Source organism: Streptomyces sp. AN091965 (assembly GCF_022698285.1).
In the GTDB taxonomy this organism is placed as follows: Bacteria; Actinomycetota; Actinomycetes; order Streptomycetales; family Streptomycetaceae; genus Streptomyces.
In genome coordinates, this window is record NZ_JALDMY010000001.1 from 2,671,340 (window position 1) to 2,694,210 (window position 22,871).

Below are 22,871 nucleotides of genomic sequence, written 5' to 3' on the forward strand. Positions count from 1 at the left end.
GCGCACGTGGCAGGGCCCGGCACCCCACGGTGCCGGGCCCTTGCGGTCAGAGCGCCGGGTAGTCCGTGTAGCCCTTCGCGTCGCCGCCGTAGAACGTGGCGCGGTCGGGCTCGTTGAACGGGCCGCCCGTCCTCAGGCGCGCCGGCAGGTCCGGGTTGGCGAGGAACAGGGAGCCGTACGAGAGGAGGTCGGCCGTGCCGTCCTCGATGAGCGCCAGTTCGCCGGGCCCGGTCGGCCCCTCGGTGGCCGGGTTGAGGATGAAGGGACCGTCGAAGCCCTTGCGCAGCGCGGTGACGAGCTCACGGATCGGGCCGACCTCCATGACGTGCAGATAGGCGAGGCCGAGCGGGGAGAGCTGCTCGACGAGGGCGAGGTAGGTCTCGTCGGGGTCCGGCTCGTGGATGCCGTTGAGCGGGTTGCCGGGCGAGAGGCGGATGCCGGTGCGGGCCGCGCCGATCTCGGCGGAGACGGCCTTGGCGACCTCGACGGCGAAGCGGACGCGGTTCTCGACCGAGCCGCCCCACTCGTCGGTGCGCCGGTTGGAGCCCGGCGCGAGGAACTGGTGGATCAGATAGCCGTTGGCACCGTGCAGCTCGACGCCGTCGAAGCCCGCCTCGATCGCGTTGCGCGCGGCGGTCACGAACTCGCCGACGGTGGCGCGCACCTCGTCGCCGGTCAGCTCGCGCGGGGTGACGTAGTCCTTGGGGCCCTCGTGCGTGTACACCTGGCCCTCGGCGGCTATCGGGGACGCGCCGACGGGCACGAGGCCGTCGGGCAGGAGCACCGGGTGGCCGATGCGGCCGGTGTGCATGAGCTGGGCGAAGATCGTGCCGCCCGCGGCGTGCACGGCGTCGGTGACCTTGCGCCAGCCCTCGACCTGCTCGGCGCTGTGCAGACCGGGGGTGTCGGGGTAGCCCTGGCCGACCACCGACGGCTGGACGCCCTCGGTGATGACGAGGCCAGCGGTGGCGCGCTGTGCGTAGTACTCGGCGTTGAGGTCCGTCGGCACGCCGCCCGCCGCGGCCCTGCTGCGGGTCATCGGGGCCATCGCGATGCGGTTGGCGAGGGGGGTGCCGGCGAGGTCGATGGGGTCGAACGCGGTGGTCATGGCGGGCTCCAAAACATCCGTAGCTGGTCCTGGCCCACCATTCTTGGTCGGCCAAGTAATTCAACCGAGAGCCACTGTAACGCATTCCTTGGCCGACCAAGGTAATCTCGGGGAGGACGTCGCGAAGGGCGGGGGAGGGCGTCGACGACACCGGCCGACCGAACCACCCTCACCGCCGAGGAGCTGTGCCATGAAGACCGAAACCGAGCGCGCCGAGCCCGCGTGTCCGTCCGCGGCCCGGGGCGGGCCCGTCAGCACCAGCATCGCCCGGGTCGCGCGGCTGCACCGCATCGCCGCGGGCAAGCTCCTGAAGGACGCCGGTCTCTACCCCGGCCAGGAGCTCATGATGATGCACCTGTGGGAGTCGGGCGCCGTGCGTCAGTCGGAGCTCGTCAAGATGGTCGAGCTCGACCCCTCGACGGTCACGAAGATGCTCCAGCGCCTGGAGCAGGCCGGACACGTGCGGCGCCGCCCCGACCCCGCCGACCGGCGGGCCGTGCTCGTCGAGGCCACGGACGACGACAACGGCCTGATGAGCGCCGTGGAGGCCGCCTGGACCAAGCTGGAGCAGCACACGCTCGCGGGCCTCGACCCGGACGAGCGCGCCCAGCTGGGGCGGCTGCTCTCCCGCGTCGAGGCCAATCTGTGCGTGGAGACGGCGGGCTGCCCCGAGGTCAGCCGCTGAGGGCGGTGAGCAGGCGGTCCACGTCCGCCGCCGTGTTGTAGAAGTGGAACGCGGCCCGCAGCTGGCCCGCGCGGTCCGAGACCTCGATGCCCGCCGCGCTCAACTCCGGCTGCCGGGCGCCGAGTCCGGGCACCGCCACGATGGGCGAGCCCGGCGCGGGCACCGGCTCGTGGCCGAGCTCGGCGAGCCCGGCGCGGAAGCGGTCCGCGAGGGCCAGGTCGTGCGCGCCGATCGCGGCCACGCCGAGCTCCTCGACGAGCTCCAGACAGTGCCGGGCGCCCGCGTACGCGAGCAGGGCCGGGCTCTCGTCGAACCGGCGCGCGGAGTGGGCGAGTTCCTCGACCGGGCCGTAGCAGCTGTCCCAGGGGCGCTCCCCCGCGACCCAGCCGGCGAGCACCGGGCGCAGGCCGCCGAAGCCCTCGGACTCCTCCGGCGCGACGAAGAACGCGACGCCGCGCGGGCAGGTGAGCCACTTGAACCCGACGGATGCCGTGAAGTCGGCCGTCGCGACGTGGTCGCCCAGGTCGCACCAGCCCGCCGCCTGCGAGGCGTCGAGGTAGAGGCGGGAGCCGTGGGCGCGGACGGCCGCGCGCAGCGCGTCGAGGTCCACGAGCCGGCCGTCGGCCGACTGCGCGACGCTGACCGCGACCAGGGCCGTGCCGGGGCGGACCGACTCGGCGAGCCGCTCCAGGGGCACGGCGCGCACCTTCAGGTCCGCGCGCATGTGGAAGGGGTTCACCGTCGAGCTGAAGTCGGCCTCGGCGGTGAGGACTTCGGCGCCCTCCGGCAGCGAGGCGGCGACCAGGCCGCTGTAGACGGCCACCGACGCGCCCGCCGCGACCCGGCTCACCGGCACGCCGACGAGCCGTGCGAAGGCGGCGCGGGCCGCCTCCACGTCCGCGAACATGTCGGCGGGGCGGCCCTGCGCCACGGAGAGGGCGCCCTCGTGCATCGCGGTGACGGCACGGGCCGGGAGCAGGCCGGTGCTGGCGCTGTTCAGATACGTGGTCCTGGGAGCGAACGCGGAGCGTACGAGAGTCGCGTCGAGGCTCTGGCCGGTGCGCGGTCCGGTGGTCTCCATGGGATCACTGTGCCCCGTGACCGCGCGCCGGTCCATCGCGGATGTGTGAACGGTACCGGTAAGCACCGCTGATCCGTGTGCCCCGCGGTCCCGTCGGGTCAGGCCTGCGGCACCGCGCAGCCGTCCGGGCCGCAGGCCTCCGCGTCCTGGCCGCCGGTGGCGCCGTCGCCGTCGCCGAGCACCGTCAGGGGCGACCGGCTGCCCCAGGCCTGCTCCAGGGCCTGCTCGAACACCTCGGCGGGCTGGGCGCCGGAGACGCCGTACTTGCGGTCGAGGACGAAGAACGGCACGCCGTTCGCGCCGAGCTCGGCGGCCTCGCGCTCGTCCGCGCGCACGTCGTCGGCGTAGGCGGCGGGGTCGGCGAGGACCGCGCGGGCCGCCTCGGGGTCGAGGCCCGCCTCGGCGGCGAGGGCGACGAGGCGCTCGTCGTCGTCGAAGACCGACTGCTCCTCGGCGAAGTTCGCCCGGTACAGGGCGGCGATCAGCGCGTCCTGCCGGTCGGCGCCCGCGGCCTTGGCGAAGTGCAGCAGGCGGTGCATGTCGAAGGTGTTGCCGTGGTCACGGCCCTTGGTGCGGTAGGTGAGGCCCTCCGCGCCCGCCTGCGCGCCGACGCCCTCCTCGGCCGCCTCGGCCTGCGCCGGGGACATCCCGTACTTGCGCTCCAGCATGGTGATCACCGGGGTGGTGTCACCCTTGGCGCGGTGCGGGTCGAGCTCGAAGGAGCGGTGCACCACCTCGACGGCCTCGCGGTGCGGGAAGTCCGCGAGCGCCCGCTCGAAGCGGGCCTTGCCCACGTAGCACCAGGGGCAGGCGATGTCGCTCCAGATCTCGACGCGCATGTTCTGACTCATCTCCAGGTCGTACGATGCGGAGACCGCCTCCGCTCCTGGGGTTCAACCCCCGGCGGGCCCCGTCCATTCCTCGGGCCGGGTGAAATGTGCCGTGTTCGCCCGGATCCAGGTGCGCAGCTGGGCCAGCGGCTCCAGGGCGCCCCGGCCGAGGGCGGTCAGCTCGTACTCGACGCGGGGCGGCACCTCGGCGTGCACGGTGCGCAGCACCAGGCCGTAGTCCTCCAGGCGCCGCAGCGTCCGGGTGAGGACCTTGGGGCTGATCCCCTCCAGCTTGCGGCGCAGCTCGCCGAAGCGGCGCGGCCCGTCCGCGAGGGCGGTGATCGCGAGGCCCGTCCACTTGTTGGCGAGCAGCTCGAAGATCTCCCGGCCGGGGCACAGCAGGCCGTAGATGTCGTGCCTGTGCGCGGCGTCGGTCCGGGCGCCGACGGGGGAAACACCGCTCTGACCTGTCATGGTTTCCAGAATATAGTTGGGGCCCTTGCGGGTGATCAGGGGTCCGCTCCTACGTTTCGGCCATGGAGATCCGCACCCAGAACCCCGTCCGGACCGGCATCGTCGGTCTCTCCGCCCGCGGCGGCTGGGCCCCGCAGTCGCACCTGCCCGCCCTGGCCCGCCTCGACGGCTACGAACTGCTCGCCCTTGCCGCGTCGAGCCCCGAGTCGGCCCGCGCCGCCGGTGCGCGCTACGGCGTTCCGCGCGCGTACGGAAGCGCCCGCGAGCTCGTCCGGGACCCCGACGTCGACCTCGTCGTGGTCAGCGTCCGCGTGCCGCTGCACCGCGAGGTGATCCTGGCGGCGCTCGCGGCGGGCAAGGCCGTCCTGTCGGAGTGGCCGCTCGGCAACGGCCTCGCGGAGGCCGAGGAGCTGGCCGCCGCCGCGGCGGCCGCGGGCGTGCCCACGTTCGCCGGGCTCCAGGCGCGCTCGGCGCCCGCCGTGCGGTACGTCCGCGACCTGGTCGCCGAGGGCTTCACCGGCGAGGTCCTGTCCACGAGCCTCGTCGCGTCGGGGCGCCGCTGGGGCCCCACCTTCGAGCCGGGCGCCGACTACCTCCTGGACCGGGACAACGGCGGCACGATGCTCACCATCCCCTTCGGCCACACCGTCGACGCCCTGGCCATGGTGCTCGGGGAGTTCACCGAGGTCTCGGCGACCACCGCGACCCGGCGCCCGGTCGTGCGCGAGGAGGGCTCGGGGCGCACCGCCGCCATGACGGCCGACGACCAGATCGCGGTGAGCGGACGGCTGACGTCCGGTGCCGTCGCCTCCGTGCACTTCCGGGGCGGCCTCGCGCGCGGCACCACGTTCCACTGGGAGATCAACGGCACGGACGGCGACCTCGTGGTCACCGGCGACCACGGGCACCTCCAGCAGGCCCGCCTCACCGTGCGCGGGGCCCGGGGCGCGGAGAGCGCCCTGCGGGAACTGCCCGTGCCGGAGCGGTACTTCGACGTGCCCGCGCTGGACGACGTGCGCGGCGAGGTGCCGTACAACGTCGGTGTCCAGTACGCCGAGGTCCTGCGCGACCTGCGAGAGGGCACTTTCACCGTGCCGGACTTCGCGCACGCGGCCCGGCGGCAGCGGCTGCTCGACGCGGTCGAGCGGGCCGCCGGCACCGGGACACGCGTCGCGCTGTGACCGGCGACCCGCAGGCCGTCCGGGGCTGAGCGCGCAGTTCCCCGCGCCCCTTCGGGGCACTCAGGAGCCGTCTCGTAGACCTTTTGGCCAGTTCGGGCGGAATTCGATGTGGTCGAAGGTCACTACGCAGCCCTCGCCCTGGGGCGACTGCGCGAGGAAGCCGACGAGGGCCGCGCCCGCCGAGGTCTCGTCGCCGAGCTGGAAGATGCGGACGAAGGTCCAGTGCGCGCCGTCCGTCGACGCGTGGAAGGCGAACGCCGTGCCGGTGCGGCTGATCCGCAGCCACACGTGGGAGCCGTCGACCACGAAGGCGTTGGCGTCGTCGGAGCGGCCCCGGGTGACGACGGTGCAGATCGTGGGCAGGTCCGGGGAGCGCTCGAAGCAGAGCTTCGCCCACTCCCGTTCGCCGACGTGCAGATAGAGCACGCCCGCGTCGAAGGCGGCCGCGAAGCCGACCGTGACGCGGGCGATCAGCTGGAAGTCCCCCTCGGGCGCGCCGAGCAGCCGGGGCGCGTCGGACGCGGGGTCCAGGGCCTCGCCGGTGGGCGGCACGAAGCGGTCCTGACGGGGGCCCGCCCAGCCGGTGAGGACCCCGTCCTCGTAACCCCAGTCGCCGTCGGGCCCGTACGGTCTGAGCGGGAAGGGCAGTTCGGGCAGCGCGAGGCTGCCGGTGTCCTTGGCGTTCATGCCGTCAGTGTTCCAGGCGGCCGTCGTAACGGCGGGGCAGTCCCAGGGGATTGGCGTCGTGGAGCTCCGGCGGCAGGAGCGCCTCGGGGGTGCTCTGGTACACGACGGGGCGCAGCCAGCGCTCGATGGCGGTGCCGCCGACGGAGGTGGAGGTGCTGGTCGTCGCCGGGTACGGGCCGCCGTGGTGCTGCGCGGGGGCCACGGCAACGCCGGTGGGCCAGCCGTTGACCAGGACGCGGCCCGCGAGCGGCGTCAGTTCGGCGAGCAGCTCGGTGCCGCGGCCCTCGCCCGCGGCCTCCTCGGCCGAGAGCTGCACGGTCGCCGTGAGGTTGCCGGGGAGCCGGGCGAGCACGGCGGTGATCTCCTGCCGGGACGCGTAGCGGGCGACGACGGTGACCGGGCCGAAGCACTCCTCCAGGAGCAGGTCGTGCTCCCCCGCCGCGGCCAGGCGCCCCGCGGGGACGGTGAGGAACCCGGCGGCCACCGTGTGCTCGCCGCCCGCGCCCGGCGTCACCGGCGCGCTCACCTCCGGGAGCCCGGCGCGCTCGGCGACCCCGGCGACGAAGGCGTCGCGCATGCGGTGGTCGAGGAGCACGCCCGGCTCGGAGTCGCTGACGGCGCCGGTGAGGGACTTCACCAGGCGGTCGCCGTCCACTCCCTCGGGGGCGAGGACGAGGCCCGGCTTCACGCAGAACTGGCCGACGCCGAGCGTCATCGAGCCCGCGAGGCCGGTGCCGATCTGCTCGGCCCGCTCGGCGGCGGCGTCCTCGGTGACGACGACCGGGTTGAGCGAGCCCAGCTCGCCGTGGAAGGGGATCGGCACGGGGCGCGCCGCCGCCGCGTCGAAGAGGGCGCGTCCGCCGCGTACCGAACCGGTGAACCCGGCGGCGGCGACCAGCGGGTGCCGGATCAGTTCGAGGCCCGCGTCGAAGCCGTGCACCAGGCCGACGACCTCGCGCGGGATGCCGTGCTCGGCGGCCGCGCGGCGCAGCACGGACGCGACGAGCTCGGAGGTGGCCGGGTGGTCGGGGTGCGCCTTGACGACGACGGGGCAGCCCGCCGCGAGCGCGCTCGCGGTGTCGCCGCCGGGCACGGAGAAGGCGAAGGGGAAGTTGGAGGCCCCGTAGACGGCGACGACTCCGAGCGGGACCCGGTAGCGGCGCAGGTCGGGGGTGGGGGGCGTGGTGCTCGCGTCGGGGTGGTCGATGACGACGCCCAGATAGGCGCCCTCGTCGAGGACGTCCGCGAAGGCACGCAGCTGGAAGCGGGTGCGGGTGAGCTCACCGCCGAGCCGGACCGGGCCGAGCGCCGTCTCCGCGTCGGCGGCCTCCACCAGCGGGCCCTCGGCGCCGCCCAGGAGGTCCGCGGCGGTGCGCAGGAAGGCCGCGCGGGTCGCGCGGTCCGTGAGGGCGGCACGCGCCGCGTGCGCCGCGGCGACGGTCCGGCCGACCTCCCCGGCCGTGGCTTCGACGGCGACCTGCTCGCGCCGCTTCCCGGTTCGGGGGTCGACGCTCCACACTGGTGCTGCTGCCACCGGGGGTCCTCCAGGCTTCCCAGAAATCCACGATTGACGTGCCGTTGCCGCCGCCGTTCGCTCCTCACCCACCAGGGCCGTTCGATATACTGAACGCCGTCTCCCATGGTGAATCCGGCGGGGACAGTGGAGACTATTTCTCGTCGCACGTGAGGGGTCAAGGGCGATGGCGGCTGCTGAGACGGGCGGGGGCGCGCAGGTCAAGTCCGCGGTGCGGACGGTGGAGTTGCTCGAGTTCTTCGCGGGCCGCCCCGGGATGCACTCCCTGGCCGACGTCCAAGAGGCGGTCGGCTACCCGAAGTCCAGCCTCTACATGCTGCTCCGCACGCTCGTCGAGCTGGGCTGGATCGAGACCGACGCCACCGGCACGCGGTACGGCATCGGGGTGCGCGCCCTGCTCGTCGGCACCTCGTACATCGACGGCGACGAGGTCGTCGCGGCGGCCCGGCCCACGCTCGACCGGCTCTCCGACGACACCACCGAGACGATCCACCTCGCGCGGCTCGACGGCACGAACGTGGTGTATCTGGCCACCCGTCAGTCCCAGCACTATCTGCGCCCGTTCACCCGCGTGGGCCGCAGGCTGCCCGCGCACTCCACCTCGCTCGGCAAGGCGCTGCTCGCCACCCACACCGACGAGCAGGTGCGCAAGCTGCTGCCGCAGACGCTGCCGTCGCTGACCGAGAACACGATCACCGACCGCGAGCAGCTCATCGAGGAGCTGCGCACCGTGCGGGAGCAGGGCTTCGCCGTGGACCGCGAGGAGAACACGCTCGGCCTGCGCTGCTTCGGCGTGGCCATCCCCTACCGCACGCCCGCGCGGGACGCGATCAGCTGCTCCGTGCCGGTGGCCCGGCTCACGCCCGCGCACGAGCAGATGGTCAAGGACGCTCTCTTCGACGCCCGCGACCGGCTCACCCTGGCCACGCGGCGGCTCTGACCTCCTCTTCGGCGGCGGCCCCCTCCCCCGCGCGGCGGAGGCGGTTCGTCGCCGGGCAGGAGGTGGCGCGGTCCGCCGCGCGCCAGCCTGGAGGCATGAGTCAGCTTCTCGCCCCCGCCTCCGGTCTCCCCGCCGCCGAAAGGCCCGGCAGGACCCGCCGCGTCCTGCGTGCCGTCGCCGTCGCTTCCTGCCTGCCGTACCTGTCCCTGAAGGCGGCCTGGATCGCCGGCAGCCGCATCGGCATCCCGGAGGGCAGCGCGCTCCTCGACCACCGCGGCGTCATGATCGCCGCCAACACCCTGACCGTGCTCATGGACGCGGCCGTGATCGTCCTCGCGCTGCTGCTCACCCGGCCCTGGGGGCGCCGCGCCCCGGCGTGGCTGCTGGCCCTGCCGATGTGGGCGGCCACCGGGCTGCTCGCGCCGATCATGGCCGGGTTCCCGGCGCAGCTCGCGGTGCGGGCACTGGGCGGCTCGGTGAACAGCGCCGAGGACACCGGCCGCGAGCCCTTCCTCGACGAGTGGGTCTTCGGGGTGGTGTACGGCGGCTTCATCCTGCAAGGCCTCAGCCTGGGCCTGCTGTTCGCGCTGTACGCCCGCGACCGCTGGGGCCACGTGTGGCGCGGCCGCGTGGCGGAGCTCGCGGCCCCCGGCCGGGGCGCGCGGCGGTGCGCGCTCGCCGCTGCCGTCCTCGCCCTGTACCCGGTCACCCTGCGACTGCTGTGGGCGAGCGGCTCGACGCTCGGCCTCAACGCCGCCCGGGCCGCGGAGCGCACCAGCGACTTCTACGTCCTGCAGGCCCTGGACGCCTGCTACCTCGCGGCGGCCGTGGCGGGCGTCTGGGCGCTGGCCTTCCGGTGGCGGCCCGCGCTGCCCGTGCGGGTGCCGCTGGCGCTCGCCTGGCTGGGGTCGGGGGCGGTGGCGTGCTGGGGCGCCTGGATGTTCCTCGCCTCGCTCGGGCCCGCGGGCGACGTGGCCGAGCGGCCGACGGCGGCCATGGTCCTGTCCTACGCTGTGCAGATGATCATCGGAACGCTCGTGGCCGCCGTCGGCGTCCGCCTGCTCACGGAGCGCGCGGGCCGCGGCGGGGCCGCGTGAGACGCCTCGGCTCGGCCCTGTTCGGGCGGCGGGCGCGGCGCCGGTGGATCCATCTGGTCCTCGGCGGCGCGGTCGCCATGCCGTACGTCTTCGTGGGTTCGATCCTGTCGGGACCGCTCTTCGGCGACGACCGGTTCTTCGGCTCGTTCGCCGCCCAACTCCTCGCGTTCGCCCTCGGGTTGCCGCTGGCGGCGATCACCGCGCTGTTCCCGCTGACCCGGCCCATGTCGGTGGCGGCGGTGCGGGCGCTGTGCGCGGTGCCGGACGAGGCGCTGGCCGACGGGCCGCCGCGCACGCGTCAGGAGCGCGGGCGCACGGTCCTGTGGTTCACGCTGCACCTCGGTCTTGGCGGGGTCATCAGCGGGATGACGCTCGCCCTCGTACCGTTCGCGACGTTCCAGCTCGTGATGCCCGTCTCCGTGGGCCTGTGGGACTCGTGGCTCGGCCTCCCCGACGGCCTCCACAGCCCCTGGACGCTGGCCCTCGCGCCGGTGTCGGGCGCCCTGTCCCTGCTGGCGCTCGCCGGGTGCGCGGCGGGGTGCGGCGTGCTGCTCGCGCGGTGGGCGCCACTGCTGCTCGGGCCCACGCCCGCCGACCGGCTGGCCGCCGCCGAGCAGCGCGCCGCCGACCTCGCCGTGCGCAACCGCCTCGCCCGCGAGCTGCACGACTCCGTGGGCCACGCGCTGAGCGCGGTCACGCTCCAGGCGAGCGCCGCCCGCCGGGTCCTCGACCACGACCCGGAGTTCGTGCGCGAGGCCCTCGCCGCCATCGAGGACACCACCCGGCGCACCGTCGGCGAGCTGGACGCGGTCCTCGGCGTCCTGCGCGAGGGCGACCAGCGGGCCTCGACGGCCCCCGCGCCGACGCTCGCCGCCGACCTGGACGGGCTCCTGCGCCGCACCCGCGCGGGCGGCCTGCGCGTGAAGGCCGCCGTCGCCCTCGGCCCCGGCGGCGCCGACGCGCTGCCGCCGATGGTGTCCCGCGAGGCGTACCGCATCGTGCAGGAGGCCCTCAGCAACGCCCTCAAGCACGGGGGCGCCGACACCGCCGTGACGCTGCGGATCACGCGCGACGACACCGGCCTCGCCCTGAGCGCCGAGAACCCGCTGCCGCCGGCGCCGCCCGAGACCGCGGCCGACCGGCCCGGCGGCGGCCACGGCCTGCGCGGCATCGCCGACCGGGCCCGGCTGCTCGGCGGCACCACCGCGTCCGGGCCCGAGGCCGGGGTGTGGCGGCTGCGCGTACGCCTGCCGCTGCGACCGCCCGCCTGACCGGCCCGCCCGACCCCCTGCCCGCGTGACCCACCTGGAGGCCCCGCCCATGACCGACACCCCGCTGCGCATCGTGCTCGCCGACGACGAGCGCATGGTGCGCACGGCGCTGCGCGTCATCCTCACCGCCGAGCCCGACCTGGAGGTCGTCGGCGAGGCGGCGACCGGCGCCGAGGCGGTGTCCGTCGTCCGTGAGCTGCGGCCCGACGTGGTCCTGATGGACGTGCGCATGCCGGAGGTCGACGGCATCCGCGCCACGGAGCAGATCCTCCAGACGATGGCGGAGCCGCCGCGCGTCGTGGTGGTCACCACCTTCGAGAACGACGCGTACGTGTACGAGGCGCTGCGCGCCGGAGCGTCCGGCTTCCTGCTCAAGCGGGCCGACGCGGACTCCCTGGTGCAGGCGGTGCGCCTGGTCGCGCGCAGCGACTCGCTGCTGTTCCCCGCGGCCGTGCGCGCCCTGGCCGCCGAGCACGCGCGGGCCACGACCGCGCAGGCCCCCTGGGTGGCCCGGCTCACCGGGCGCGAGCGCGAGGTCCTGAAGCTGATGGCGGCCGGGCTCACCAACGCCGAGATCGCCGGGCGCATGGAGGTGGGCCCGGCGACGGTCAAGACGCACGTGGCGGCGGTCCTGGCGAAGACGGGCGCCCGGGACCGCACGCAGGCCGTGATCGCGGCGTACGAGGCGGGCTTCATGAAGAACGCCTGAGAAACAGGACACATCCATCCAAGCCGGGAACGCCCCGGCCCCGGATGCTCGTCCTTGTCAGGGATGAACAAGACGATCAGGCACACCGCGGTCTTCACTCTGCTCCTGGTGTTCGCGCTGCTTGTGCGGGCCACCTGGGTGCAGTTCCACGACTCGAAGGCGCTCGCGGAGGACAAGCTGAACAAACGGAACGCGATCAAGACCTACGGGAACCCGCTCGGCGACATCATCGTGGCCGGTGAGTCCATCACCGGCTCCAAGCGCACGTCGGGCGGCGACCTGGCGTACAAGCGCACGTACAAGAACGGACCGCTGTACTCGTCGGTCACCGGCTACAGCTCGCAGGTCTACGGCGCCACGCAGCTCGAAGGCATCTACAAGGACCTCCTGGACGGCAGCGACAACCGGCTGAAGAACCCGCTCGACACGCTCACCAACAAGCGTGCCGACCCCGGCGACGTCGTGACCACCATCGACCCGGCCGTCCAGAAGGCCGGGTACAAGGCGCTCGGCGACAAGAAGGGCGCCGCCGTCGCCATCGACCCCAAGACCGGCAGGATCCTCGGGATGGTCTCCACGCCGTCGTACGACCCGTCGAAGATCAGCGGCTCCAACGACGGCGACGCGTGGAAGGCGCTCACCGGCGACGAGGACAAGCCGATGGTGAACCGCGCGCTGCGCCAGCCGCTGCCGCCCGGTTCGACCTTCAAGCTGGTGGTCGCGGCGGCCGCCCTGGAGGACGGCCTGTACGACTCGGTGGACCAGAAGACCGACAGCCCCGACCCGTGGACGCTGCCCGGCACGCGCACGTCCATCCCGAACGAGGTCAAGTCCGCCCCCTGCGAGAACGCCTCGCTGCGCACCGCGCTCCAGTGGTCGTGCAACAACGTCTTCACCAAGCTCGCCGTCGACCTCGGCCAGGACAAGCTGCGGGCGCAGGCGGAGAAGTTCGGCTTCAACGCGGAGAAGCTGGACGTGCCGGTGCGCGCGGGCGTCAGCCTGTACCCGAAGGGCATGGACAAGGCGAGCACCGGCCTCACCGGCATCGGCCAGTTCGACGTGACCGCGACGCCGCTGCAGATGGCCATGGTGTCGGCCGCCATCGCCAACGGCGGGGAACTGAAGTCCCCGCACATGGTCTCCAAGACCACGACCGCCGACGGCGACGTCCTGAACGACTACGACGAGGACACGGACTCGGAGCGCGTCGTGAGCGAGTCCACGGCCGACCAGCTCGCGTCCGCGATGCAGTCGGTCGTCGAGAAGGGCACGGCGACGAACGCGCGCATCAGCGGGGCGACCGTGGGCGGCAAGACGGGTACGGCCCAGCACGGCGAGAACAACAGCAAGACGCCGTACGCCTGGTTCACGTCCTACGCCAAGGGGTCCGACGGCAAGGAGGTCGCCGTCGCGGTCATCGTCGAGTCCTCCGGCGCGGCCCGCTCCGAAGTCAGCGGCAACGGCCTGGCGGCCCCCATCGCCACCGCCATGATGCGAGCCGCCCTGCGCTGAGCCCCGCGCCCGTCCTCCGCGCTGTGCCTACCCGTCGCCCAGGGCTCAGCGGCGCCTGCTCAGGGCGAAGGCCGCGCCCAGGGCGAGCAGGGCCCCGGCCGCCAGGCCGGTGAGCAGCCCGAGCCCGCTCATCGGGTCGCCGCCGTCGCGCACCAGGACGGCGGCCACGGCGCCCAGCACCACCAGGCACAGCGCGGAGAACCGACGGCCGAAGAACACCCGTCGGGCGGGCGGCGCGGGCGGGGCACCGCCCAGCTCGGCCGCGGGCCCCTCGCTCGCCGCCCGAGGCCGCTTGAACCAGGCGTACACCACCCAGTTCCCGCACGCCTCCCACCCGTCCGGCGCGAGCCGCTCGTCGAGCCCCTCCCGCCCTCGCGAGACGAGCTCGCGCCGGTACTCCCACCGCTGCGGCCGCTCCCGGTCGCGCCGGCACACGAAACGGCCGAGCGCGTCGACGCGTTCGACCTCCCAGCCCTCGTCGCCGAACCGCCCGAGCAGTTCCTCGTCGACGGACGTGTCGGCGGTCCACCGCCAGGTCTCGGCACCCGCCGCGGGCGGCGCCGGTGCCACGGCCTCGGGTGCGAGCCGGTGGGCGAACTCCTCGACGGGGCCGAACTCCGCCACCGGGTCGGCCCCGCACTCCGCGAGGTGCGCGGCGAGGTCCGCGGTGGTCTCCCGCACCTGCCCGTCGGGGAGCCCGAGCTCCCGCAGGCGCGCGGCGAGGCGCGTCAGATAGGTGTCGCTCATCGCACACCCGCCCGGGCGAGGGCGTCGCGTACGGAGGTGTCGAAGGCCAGCCACAGTGCGCCCTGCTCGGCGAGGACCTGGCGTCCTGCCGGGGTCAGCGTGTAGTAGCGCCGCCCCGGTCCCTTCTCCGTGGCGCGGAACTCGGCCGCGACGAGGTCCGCCTCCTCCAGGCGGTTGAGCACCGGGTACAGCGTGCCGCCCCGGATCTGCCCGAACCCGGCGGCGTCGAGGCGCTTGGCGATCTCGTAGCCGTAGCTCTCGCCCTCGGTGAGGCTCGCGAGGACCAGCAGGTCGAGCACGCCCTTGAACCAGCTGGCGCGGCGGTCGGCGCTCACGCCGTGCCGCGCTTCGCGTACGGCAGGTCGGGCGCGGGGATCGTCAGGTCGCGCACGGAGAGCATGACGTGCACGGCGACGGGGAGCAGCAGGCTGCCGGTGGCCAGGTACAGGCCGGTGAGCAGGGCCCCGAAGAGGGCGAAGACGAGCACGCCGGTGCCGCCCTGGTACCACCCGGCGAGCGCGTACACGGCGAGCGACAGCGCGGCGGCCGCGTACAACGGCAGGCCGAGGGCGCCGACGCCGAAGGCGATGAGCAGACCGCGGTAGACGAACTCGGCGCAGACGCCGTCGGTCACGGCGGCGGCGACGGCGAGCCGCCGCTCCCGCGCGGTGCGCGGGAGCATGGCCTCGATGGCGGCGCGGCCGGGGATGTGCTTGCCCTGCCTGGCCAGCTCCTGGAAGTGGCGGCTCGACGCGGCGGCGGCGACGCCGAAGAGCAGGACGACCGGCACCGTGTACGGCGCGTCGGCGGGCAGCGTGACGCCGAAGTCGGCCGCGGAGGCGCCGGGCGAGAGCAGCAGCGCCGCCGCGGCCAGCGCGGCCAGCCCCCACCAGGAGGCGATCACGTAGCCGAAGTAGCGGACGAGCGCGCCCGGTTCGGTGGCGCGGCGGCGGGCGAGCGAGCCGTACGCGCGGCGTCCCAGCCAGGGCTCGCCGAGCAGCAGATAGCCGGCGAGCGCGCCCCCGACGGCCGTGGCGGCCACCGAGAGGTCGGGCGAGATCGACATGGGTCCCCCTGGACGACGAACGGGCGCACACGGCGGATGCGCGTGTGACTGGCTGGTCAGAGCTAGACCGTATGGCCAGCTAGTCAGTTACGCAAACTAGCTCGGGGCGCCGAGTACCGGGCGGCCCCGGGCTACGGGCGCCAGAGCGGGTCGCGGCCGCTGAGCGCGACGACGCGGTCCAGGAGGGAGGCCTGTGGCGGGACGGGCACCGGCGGCCCGAAGAGCTCGCCGCGCGCCGCCGGGCCCTCGGCCTCGGTGGCGGACAGCATCGCGTGGGCGACGCCGAGGCTCGCCGCGTCCGGCGCGTACTCCTGGCCGGTGGCCCGTGCCAGGTCCCAGCCGTGCACGACGAGTTCGTCGACGGCGACGACCCCGGCCACCTCGGCGGGCAGGTCCACGCCGCCCGCCCGGGTCTGCCCGGTCCACGCGGCGGAGTCGCGCCACACCTCCGCGAGCTCGGCGAGGCGGCGCGGCAGCTCGTCGCGCCAGTCGGGCCCGACGTCGGGCAGCGTGCTCGACGGGTCGGTGTCGGTGCGGGCCCCGAGGTCCTTGCGCGCGGCGTCGGTGAACGCGGCGGCGAGCCCGACGAGGTGGCCGAGCAGATGGCGCACGGCGTAGTCGGGGCAGGGCGTCGGCCCGTCCAGCTGGTCGTCGGTCACCCCCACGGCCAGGCTCGCCACCAGGCGCGCCTGCGGCCTGAGGTCCGGCAGCTCGTGCGGCTCCCCCGCGGGGTCCACCGCGTCCGGCAGGGGGTTCGTGGTCTCCGGCATGGCCGTCTCCTTCAGGTCGTCGAGCGTGCCCCGGCGGGCCCTTTCTTGACCTGACTGCCCCGGCTGCCGGAAATCATCGCTGCCGGGCCGGGGCACTCACCCCGACGCGCCCCCGCGGGGGTGCGGCCACGCGTCGGCCGCACCCCCGCGAGCGGTCACTTCACGTTCGCCCAGCGCTTGATCACCGCGATGACCTGGGACTGCTGCGGCTCGGGCAGCTTCGCGATGGACGCGCCGTGGTTCGCGCCCGGCACCTCGTAGCGGTAGGAGTCGCGGTGGCTCGGGGTGAACTTCTCCGCGCTCCACGGGTCGTTCTCGCCGTAGATGAACATCATCCGCTGGCCCCGGGTCTTCACCCAGCGGTCGACATCGGCGATGGTCGCGTTGTCGTACGTGCCCCGCATGGCGGCGGGCAGGACCGAGTTCGGCTGGTAGATGTCCGGGTAGTGGCGCACGCCCTTGAGGTGCTTGAACTTCAGGTCGGCCCAGCCGAGCTGGGTGGCGGCCTGGCGGTAGTAGGGACCCGAGCTGTTCACGCCGAGGTCCTCGTCGTAGTAGACGCTCAGGCCGTGCCCCTTGGACCAGGAGTAGAGCTCGTCGTCCGTGGCCTTCTTCGCGTCGGGCACGGTGGCGCAGTTGTCGATGCTGCCCGACTGCCAGAAGTTCCACACCTGGTCGAGGACCGCGAACTCGTACGCGCGGTCGGTCGTGCCGAGCGTCTCCTCGAAGGTCTGGCCGCCTGCCTTGGCGTCCGCCTCGAACTTGGGCAGGAGCGCGTCGCGGCGGACGAGCATCTCGCGCTGCACGGCGTTCAGGGCCGCGCGGCACTCCTTGGTGCCGACGGATCCGAAGAAGCGCTCGTAGCCGGAGTCGTCCCGGTTGTTCTTGTCGTTGGGCGCGACGAACGCGACCACGGCGTCCAGGTCCTCGGGGTAGAAGCGCTCGTGGTACGTGGCCGTCATGCCGCCCTTGCTGGCGCCGGTGCCGATCCACTTGCCCCGCTCGATGCCGCGCAGGGCCTGGGTGACGCGGTGCTCGTCGGCCGCCTCCTGCTGGACGGTCATCTTCGTCCAGTCGTCGCCCGCCGCGCCCTGGGGGCGGGACTGGAGGAAGTAGCGGTGTTCGAGGCTGACCTGGTTGGCGTCCAGGAGCCGGGTGACGGCGGTGGTGCCGGAGGCGATGCCGTAGCCGGTGGTGTACAGGACGGTCGGCCGCTCCGTCGACTTGTGCCACAGCGTCAGGCGCTGGGTGAAGGACGCCTTGTGCGGGCGCTGGTGGTCGACCGGCTGACGGTAGGTCAGGGTGTAGAAGGGGTAGCCCTCCTTGTCCGTCACGGAGACGACCGTCATCCCCGGTATCTTCTCCAGGCGTTCGCGGACGTCCTCCGCGGTGGCTCTGGCCGGGGCGTCGGCCCGCCCGGACCCGGCTCTGGTCTGCGCCTGCGCCGCGCCGTCCTGCGCGGTCGCCGTGCCCGCGGTGGCGAGCACCGCGGCGCCTGCCGTGAGTCCGGCACAGACCAGCGCGGATATCCCCTTGTTGCGCACGTTGTCTCCCCTGTTCCCCGCCCACGTGAGCGATGTCGGTGCGCGGATCGTAACGGCTGTCAGGCGAGCCGCGACAGGGCCTTCTCGACGTGCGCGAGGTCCTCGTCGGAGGCGAGACCCGCGTGGTAGAGGCGCAGTTCGGTGGCGCCGAGCGCCGCCGCGCGCCGGGCGTCGGCTTCGAGCGTCGCGGGGCTTCCGCCCAGGCCCGCCACCACCGTGAGGTTGGCGGCGACGACGGTGTGCTCGCGCGCGCGGGCGGCGAAGGGCGCGAGCGCCTCGGGCCCCCCGGCGCAGGGCACGACCACGCCGTCGGCCACGGACAGGACGTGCTCGGGGTCGGCCCCGGCGTTGGCGCCGCAGCGGTACGTCACCGGGTCCGCGTGCAGGAGCACCGGGAAGCCGTCGGGCGCCTCGGCGCGCACGGCCCCGACCGCCGCCTCCTGGAAGGCGCGGGCGGCGTCCTCGCGCCACGCGCGCGTGGCGGCCGCCGCTTCGGCACCGAGCAGCCGCTCCACGCCCGCCCAGCCGGGCCCGGGGGCGGCGCCGCGCCACACGGGTTCGAGGCCCCGGCGCACGGCGGCGGCGAGCCGGTCGGCGTCCTGGCCGTGCTCGCCGTACCCGGCGCGGCAGGTGGCGCAGAAGCACAGGGACATCGCGTACTCGCCCGCCTCGCCGAGCCGCACGCCCGCGACCTTGTCGTGGGCGTGCAGATGCGCGAAGCCGTACCAGCCGCACGACTCCAGTTCGACCCCGGCCGCGCCCGGCCGGACGGCGGCCTCGGCGGCGAGGTCGACGAGGTAGGCGCGGTTCGCGGGCCGCGCGACGCAGGGCGCCCAGGGGTAGCGGTCGCCGTAGGCGTTGACCACGCTGGTGTCCGGGTGTTCGGCGCCCAGGCGGGAGTTGTGGGCGAGCACCACCCAGGTGTGGACGTCGAGCCCGGCGGCGGCCAGGGCCCCGGCGGCCTCGCCGTAGGCGTCGCCCGGTGCCCAGTCCCCCGCGGGGTACGGCCGCGGCACCCGGTCCCGCCAGCGCCCGCCCGGCGGGTACAGGACGGCGGCGTGTCCGGCGGTGACGACGCGGTGGCGCGGGTGGCGCGGGGTGAGGGCTCGGGTGGAGTGGTAGGCCGCGGCGAGGGTCACCTGGCGCACGCCGAGGGCGGCGACCCGGTCGGCGGCCGCGGGGTCGCCGATGACGTCCCAGGGGTAGAGGAACGCGCCCGCCCTCACGCCCCGGCCTCCGCCGCCAGGGCCCGGCCCCGCTCGATGAGTTCGGCCAGGCGCTTGACGTGGTCGTCGGCCGGCTCGTGCAGCGGCGGGCGCACCCCGCCGACGTCGAGGCCGGTGAGCCGCACCCCCGCCTTGACCAGGGAGACCGCGTAGCCCTTGCCCTGGGCTCGCAGCTCCACGAAGGGCCGGTAGAAGCCGTCGATCAGCCGGGCCGCCGCCCTGTCGTCGCCGGTGTTCAGTGCCCGGTGGAAGGCGAGCGCGAGGTCGGGCAGGAAGCAGAACACGGCCGAGGAGTACAGGCTCACGCCGATGCCCCGGTAGGCGAGGCCGGTCAGCTCGGCGGTGGGCAGGCCGTTGAAGTACAGGAAGTCCCCGGGGCCCTCGGCGCGTACGGCGCTGACGATCCGCTGCATCAGGTCGAGGTCGCCGAGACCGTCCTTGAAGCCGATGACGCCGTCGGTGCGGGCGAGCCCGAGGACCGTGGCGGGCGTGAACACGGCGTTGTCGCGCTGGTAGACGACGACGTCCAGGGAGGTCGCCGCGGCCAGTTCGGCGTAGTGCCGCAGCAGGCCCTCCTGCGGGGCGACGACCAGATAGGGCGGCAGGGCGAGCAGTCCGTCGGCGCCCGCCTCCTCGGCGAGGCGCGCGTACCGCACGGCGAGCGCGGTGCCGTAGCCGGCGCCCGCGACCACCGGGACGCGGCCCGCGGTCTCCGCGACGGCGGCGGCGACGCACTCCTGGAACTCCTCGGGCGTCAGCGCGTGGAACTCGCCCGTGCCGCAGCACGCGAAGACCGCCGCCGCGCCCGCCTCCACGCCGCGGCGCACATGGGTGCGCAGCGCGTCCACATCGACGGGCCCGCCGGACCCGCCGGGCCCGAAGGGGGTGACGGGGAAGAACAGCGGCCCGCTGGGAACGCGGAGCCGGGAGGCGAGGGTTCCTGACCGACCTGACCTGCCTGACGTCACGGGCTCTCCCTAAGCGTGCACGTTTCTGATTCACGTCCATGTCCCTGAACGCGCCCACGCTAGGGCGGCTCTCCGCACGGGTCAAGCGCGCAACCACGCGATCCAGGAACGGATCCACCGGCTCCGCGCCCCCTTGACTCCACCCGTCATGGCTCCTTAGCGTGTCCATGGATGTGAATTCTGGACACAAGCACGCACGGCGCGGCCCCGGCCGCCTGCCGCCGCACCGCCCCCGGCCACCCCGCGCCACATCGCCCCCGCCGCCCTGTCGCACCACTCCGAGGAGACCGCCGCATGCCCGCTCCCCGCACCGTCCTGCTGACCGGAGCCGCCGGCGGTCTCGGCACCCTGATGCGCGGGCTGCTGCCCGCGTACGGCTACGAGCTGCGCCTGCTCGACCTGCGCCCCGTGGAGGGCGCGCCCGGCGCGCTCACCGTGGACCTCGCCGACCGGGCCGCGCTGCGCGAGGCCGTGCGGGGCGTGGACGCGGTGCTCCACCTCGCGGGCATCTCCCTGGAGTCCACCTTCGACAAGATCCTCAAGGCCAACGTCGAAGGCACGTACCACCTCTACGAGGCGGTGCGCGAGGAGGGCGTGCCGCGCGTCGTGTTCGCCTCCTCCAACCATGCGATGGGCTTCACCCCGCGCCCCGTCGGCGCCGACCCGCTGATCCCCGTCGACGCCCCGCGCCGCCCCGACACGCACTACGGCCTGTCGAAGTCCTTCGGCGAGGACCTGGCCCAGTACTACTGGGACAAGCACGGCGTGCAGACGGTGTCCGTGCGGATCGGCGCCTGCTTCGCCGAGCCCGCCGACGTCCGGATGCTGTCGGTGTGGATGTCGCCCGAGGACGGCGCGCGGCTCTTCCACGCGGCGCTCACCGCCCCGGACGTCGGGCACACCGTGGTGTACGGCTCGTCCGCCAACACCCGGCTGTGGTGGGACCTGGAGCCCGCGCGGGCGCTCGGGTACGCGCCCCGGGACGACTCCGAGCGGTTCGCGGCGAAGCTCGTCGCCGAGCAGGGGGAGCTCGACCCCGCCAACCCCGACCACGCGCACCTCGGCGGCCGCTTCTGCACGAACCCGCCAGTGTGGCCGTATTGAGCCTCATCCCTGGAGGGGACGGCGCCGTCAGACCGGGGTCGGGCCCGGGTCAGACCGTCGGCTGACGTGCCCGAACAGCAGGGCCCCTAGCCTGACTTGACATGACAACCACCCGAAGGACCGCGCCCGGCCGTGCCGTCGCGACCGTGCTCGCGCTGGCCCTCGCCCTGCCGCTCGCGGCGGCGTCGGGAGCGCTCGCCGCGCCGCGGACCGCCGACCGCCCCACCACCGCCGACGCGCCCGTCACCCGGCCCGAACTCCCGCGCCCCACCGGCAAGTACGCCGTGGGCCGCGACACCCTGCACCTCGTCGACAAGAGCCGCAAGGACCTGTGGGCGCCCGAGGAGCCGCGCGAGCTGATGGCCTCCCTGTACTACCCGGCGGGAGGAGAGGGCGGCCGCGCCACCCCGTACACGTCCCTCAAGGCCGCCCGCGCGCTGCTCACGTACTACAAGCTCGACGCCCCGCCCGCCGCCTACAGCGCGACGCGCACCTACGCCCGCACCGGGGCGCCCACCGCGCCGGGCCGGTTCCCGCTGGTGCTCCTGTCGCCCGGCTTCACCGCGCCGCGCTCGACCCTGACGCACCTCGCCGAGGACCTGGCGAGCCGCGGCTACGTCGTGGCCACCGTCGACCACGCCCACGAGGCGGCGGGCGGCGAGTTCGAGGGCGGCCGCATGCCGCCGTGCCTGGGCTGCGACCCGGACTCGACCGTGCCGGGGCCGCGCATCACCGAGAACCGGGCCCAGGACCTGTCGTACGTCCTGGATCGCCTGGTCGGCGGGAAGTCCGGCAAGGCGACCTGGCGGCACGCGAAGATGATCGACCGCAAGCGGATCGGCTCGGGCGGCCACTCCATCGGCGGCGCCGCCACCATGGCCCTGATGAACACCGACCGGCGGGTGCGGGCGGGCATGAACATGGACGGCGGCATCCAGATCAAGCCGGACGGCCTGCGCGGCCGCCCCTTCCTGCTGCTCGGCACCCAACTGACCACGCAGCCCGGCGGGCCCCACCACTGGAACGACGCCTGGCCCCTGATGGACGGCTGGAAGCGCTGGCTCGCGGTCACCGGGTCCGGGCACTTCACGTTCACCGACGCCCCGGTCGTCCTTGAGCAGCTCGGCGTGGACGAGGACCCCGAGGCACCGATCTCCGGCGCGCGCGCCGAGCGGATCACCCGCGCCTACGTCGGCGCCTTCTTCGACCGGCACCTGCGCGGCATCGAGCAGCCGCTCCTGAACGGCCCGACGGCCGACCATCCGGAGGTGACGTTCCACCAGCCCTGATCCGTACGTCCGGTGCGGGCGGCAAACGGGCGCCGTCCGCACCGTGAACGGACCCGCCCGCCGCCGGCGCCGCAGGCCGGAGCAGCCCCGGGCGGGCACACCCGGGCATCATCGAGCCCGCTTCCCACCTGTTCAGCCCGGTGACCGCCCTGTAGAAACGTCCCCACGGGCCCGAACGGTCACCCGGAACGAGCCAGGGGAAGAGGTGGCACCATGACGGCGGAGGAGCGCCAGCGGCAGATCGTACGCGCGGCACGCCGCTCGGGATCCGTCGACGTCAGCGCGCTCGCCGTCGAGCTGGGCGTCGCAAAGGAGACCGTACGCCGCGATCTGCGCGCCCTGGAGGACCACGGTCTGGTCCGGCGCACCCACGGCGGCGCCTACCCGGTGGAGAGCTCGGGCTTCGAGACCACCCTCGCGTTCCGCACGACCATGCACGTGCCGGAGAAGCGGCGGGTGGCGGCGGCCGCGGCCGAGCTGCTCGGCGACGCCGAGACCGTGTTCATCGACGAGGGCTTCACCCCGCAGCTGATCGCCGAGGCCCTGCCGAAGAACCGCGAGCTGACCGTGATCACCGCCTCGCTCGCCACGGCGGGCGCCCTCGCCACGGCCGACCACATCACCGTGCTGCTGCTCGGCGGCCGGGTCCGCCCGGGCACCCTCGCGACCGTCGACCACTGGACCACCCGCATGCTGGCGGGCTTCGTCATCGACCTGGCCTTCATCGGCGCCAACGGCATCTCCCGCGAGCACGGGCTCACCACCCCCGACCCGGCGGTCAGCGAGGTGAAGGCGCAGGCGCTGCGGGCCTCGCGGCGCGTGGTGTTCACGGGCGTGCACACCAAGTTCGGAGCGGCGAGCTTCTGCCGGTTCGCCTCCGTCGGCGACCTGGAGACCATCGTCACCAGCACCCTCCTGTCCACGTCCGAAGCCCACCGTTACGCACTGCTCGGCCCGCAGGTCATCCGCGCCTGAGCGCGGCCCCGTCCCCTCCCCTTCCGGGCCCCCGCACGCCCTGCGACGCCCCGAACACCCCCTTCATCCCAGG

Annotated in this window: 23 protein-coding genes; 10 read left to right on the forward strand and 13 right to left on the reverse strand. The window is 74.4% G+C overall.

What is annotated here, in order from left to right; genetic code table 11:
* Positions 1-46 precede the first annotated feature (46 nt).
* Complete coding sequence (locus tag MQV74_RS10960) at positions 47-1,108, reverse strand: alkene reductase (protein ID WP_242716348.1); 1,062 nt, start codon at positions 1,106-1,108, stop codon at positions 47-49.
* A 190-nt stretch (positions 1,109-1,298) separates the two neighbouring features.
* Here MQV74_RS10960 and MQV74_RS10965 point away from each other — a divergent pair, with 190 nt between their 5' ends.
* Positions 1,299-1,793 (forward strand): MarR family winged helix-turn-helix transcriptional regulator, encoded by a 495-nt coding sequence (locus tag MQV74_RS10965; protein WP_242716350.1) that lies wholly within the window; start codon positions 1,299-1,301, stop codon positions 1,791-1,793.
* Here the strand turns inward: MQV74_RS10965 and MQV74_RS10970 are convergent.
* The 3 genes from MQV74_RS10970 to MQV74_RS10980 form a co-directional block, all read right to left on the reverse strand.
* Positions 1,783-2,874 carry an aminotransferase class V-fold PLP-dependent enzyme gene (locus MQV74_RS10970; protein ID WP_242716352.1) on the reverse strand — a complete coding sequence of 364 codons (1,092 nt, stop codon included), beginning with the start codon at positions 2,872-2,874 and terminating at the stop codon, positions 1,783-1,785. The genes MQV74_RS10965 and MQV74_RS10970 overlap by 11 nt on opposite strands.
* A gap of 98 nt (positions 2,875-2,972) precedes the next feature.
* The gene (locus MQV74_RS10975) at positions 2,973-3,713 is read right to left on the reverse strand and encodes a DsbA family oxidoreductase (protein WP_242728591.1); all 741 of its coding nucleotides are present in this window, start codon (positions 3,711-3,713) and stop codon (positions 2,973-2,975) included.
* Positions 3,714-3,767: 54 nt separating this feature from the next.
* A complete protein-coding gene (locus MQV74_RS10980; RefSeq protein WP_242716360.1) occupies positions 3,768-4,178 on the reverse strand; it encodes a winged helix-turn-helix transcriptional regulator in 411 nt (136 codons plus the stop codon).
* A gap of 62 nt (positions 4,179-4,240) precedes the next feature.
* Between MQV74_RS10980 and MQV74_RS10985 the strand changes: the two genes are divergently transcribed.
* Positions 4,241-5,359, forward strand: coding sequence for a Gfo/Idh/MocA family protein (locus tag MQV74_RS10985; RefSeq protein ID WP_242716362.1), 1,119 nt, complete (start codon positions 4,241-4,243; stop codon positions 5,357-5,359).
* Positions 5,360-5,419: 60 nt separating this feature from the next.
* On the opposite strand, the gene MQV74_RS10990 is transcribed toward MQV74_RS10985, so the two are convergent.
* Both MQV74_RS10990 and MQV74_RS10995 read right to left on the reverse strand, forming a co-directional pair.
* Positions 5,420-6,046 (reverse strand): DUF1349 domain-containing protein, encoded by a 627-nt coding sequence (locus MQV74_RS10990; RefSeq protein ID WP_242716364.1) that lies wholly within the window; start codon positions 6,044-6,046, stop codon positions 5,420-5,422.
* Between the two features lie 4 nt (positions 6,047-6,050).
* Entirely contained in the window at positions 6,051-7,580 is a 1,530-nt protein-coding gene (locus MQV74_RS10995) for an aldehyde dehydrogenase (NADP(+)) (RefSeq protein WP_242716366.1), read from the reverse strand.
* 166 nt (positions 7,581-7,746) lie between these two features.
* On the opposite strand from MQV74_RS10995, the gene MQV74_RS11000 reads away from it, so the two are divergent.
* The 5 genes from MQV74_RS11000 (at position 7,747) to MQV74_RS11020 (ending at position 13,109) form a co-directional block, all read left to right on the forward strand.
* On the forward strand, positions 7,747-8,520 hold the full coding sequence (locus MQV74_RS11000; RefSeq protein WP_242716368.1) for an IclR family transcriptional regulator: 774 nt from the start codon (positions 7,747-7,749) through the stop codon (positions 8,518-8,520).
* Between the two features lie 95 nt (positions 8,521-8,615).
* Positions 8,616-9,617: a hypothetical protein gene (locus tag MQV74_RS11005; protein WP_242716369.1), complete on the forward strand. Its 1,002-nt coding sequence runs from the start codon at positions 8,616-8,618 to the stop codon at positions 9,615-9,617.
* Complete coding sequence (locus MQV74_RS11010; RefSeq protein WP_242716371.1) at positions 9,614-10,888, forward strand: sensor histidine kinase; 1,275 nt, start codon at positions 9,614-9,616, stop codon at positions 10,886-10,888. Before MQV74_RS11005 ends, MQV74_RS11010 begins: the two co-directional genes overlap by 4 nt.
* Positions 10,889-10,937: 49 nt before the next feature.
* Positions 10,938-11,597 carry a response regulator transcription factor gene (locus MQV74_RS11015; RefSeq protein WP_138959036.1) on the forward strand — a complete coding sequence of 220 codons (660 nt, stop codon included), beginning with the start codon at positions 10,938-10,940 and terminating at the stop codon, positions 11,595-11,597.
* A 63-nt stretch (positions 11,598-11,660) separates the two neighbouring features.
* Positions 11,661-13,109 carry a peptidoglycan D,D-transpeptidase FtsI family protein gene (locus tag MQV74_RS11020; protein ID WP_242716373.1) on the forward strand — a complete coding sequence of 483 codons (1,449 nt, stop codon included), beginning with the start codon at positions 11,661-11,663 and terminating at the stop codon, positions 13,107-13,109.
* Between the two features lie 45 nt (positions 13,110-13,154).
* On the opposite strand, the gene MQV74_RS11025 is transcribed toward MQV74_RS11020, so the two are convergent.
* From MQV74_RS11025 to MQV74_RS11055, 7 genes are all read right to left on the reverse strand, one after another.
* The gene (locus tag MQV74_RS11025) at positions 13,155-13,856 is read right to left on the reverse strand and encodes a hypothetical protein (protein ID WP_242716375.1); all 702 of its coding nucleotides are present in this window, start codon (positions 13,854-13,856) and stop codon (positions 13,155-13,157) included.
* On the reverse strand, positions 13,853-14,191 hold the full coding sequence (locus MQV74_RS11030) for a PadR family transcriptional regulator (RefSeq protein ID WP_242716377.1): 339 nt from the start codon (positions 14,189-14,191) through the stop codon (positions 13,853-13,855). Before MQV74_RS11030 ends, MQV74_RS11025 begins: the two co-directional genes overlap by 4 nt.
* Positions 14,188-14,922 carry a CPBP family glutamic-type intramembrane protease gene (locus MQV74_RS11035; RefSeq protein WP_242716385.1) on the reverse strand — a complete coding sequence of 245 codons (735 nt, stop codon included), beginning with the start codon at positions 14,920-14,922 and terminating at the stop codon, positions 14,188-14,190. The genes MQV74_RS11030 and MQV74_RS11035 overlap by 4 nt, the downstream gene beginning before the upstream one ends.
* A 131-nt stretch (positions 14,923-15,053) precedes the next feature.
* Complete coding sequence (locus MQV74_RS11040) at positions 15,054-15,692, reverse strand: TIGR03086 family metal-binding protein (protein WP_242716387.1); 639 nt, start codon at positions 15,690-15,692, stop codon at positions 15,054-15,056.
* 155 nt (positions 15,693-15,847) lie between these two features.
* Positions 15,848-17,236 (reverse strand): S28 family serine protease, encoded by a 1,389-nt coding sequence (locus MQV74_RS11045; protein ID WP_242716389.1) that lies wholly within the window; start codon positions 17,234-17,236, stop codon positions 15,848-15,850.
* A gap of 59 nt (positions 17,237-17,295) precedes the next feature.
* Complete coding sequence (locus MQV74_RS11050) at positions 17,296-18,462, reverse strand: hypothetical protein (RefSeq protein WP_242716391.1); 1,167 nt, start codon at positions 18,460-18,462, stop codon at positions 17,296-17,298.
* Positions 18,459-19,430: a 5-dehydro-4-deoxyglucarate dehydratase gene (locus tag MQV74_RS11055; protein ID WP_242716393.1), complete on the reverse strand. Its 972-nt coding sequence runs from the start codon at positions 19,428-19,430 to the stop codon at positions 18,459-18,461. Before MQV74_RS11055 ends, MQV74_RS11050 begins: the two co-directional genes overlap by 4 nt.
* A gap of 294 nt (positions 19,431-19,724) precedes the next feature.
* On the opposite strand from MQV74_RS11055, the gene MQV74_RS11060 reads away from it, so the two are divergent.
* The 3 genes from MQV74_RS11060 to MQV74_RS11070 all read left to right on the forward strand — a co-directional run bounded on the left by MQV74_RS11060 (position 19,725) and on the right by MQV74_RS11070 (position 22,798).
* Positions 19,725-20,534 (forward strand): NAD-dependent epimerase/dehydratase family protein, encoded by an 810-nt coding sequence (locus MQV74_RS11060; RefSeq protein ID WP_242716395.1) that lies wholly within the window; start codon positions 19,725-19,727, stop codon positions 20,532-20,534.
* Between the two features lie 101 nt (positions 20,535-20,635).
* Positions 20,636-21,823 carry an alpha/beta hydrolase family protein gene (locus tag MQV74_RS11065; protein ID WP_242716397.1) on the forward strand — a complete coding sequence of 396 codons (1,188 nt, stop codon included), beginning with the start codon at positions 20,636-20,638 and terminating at the stop codon, positions 21,821-21,823.
* Positions 21,824-22,036: 213 nt separating this feature from the next.
* Positions 22,037-22,798, forward strand: coding sequence for a DeoR/GlpR family DNA-binding transcription regulator (locus MQV74_RS11070; protein WP_242716399.1), 762 nt, complete (start codon positions 22,037-22,039; stop codon positions 22,796-22,798).
* Positions 22,799-22,871: the final 73 nt, after the last annotated feature.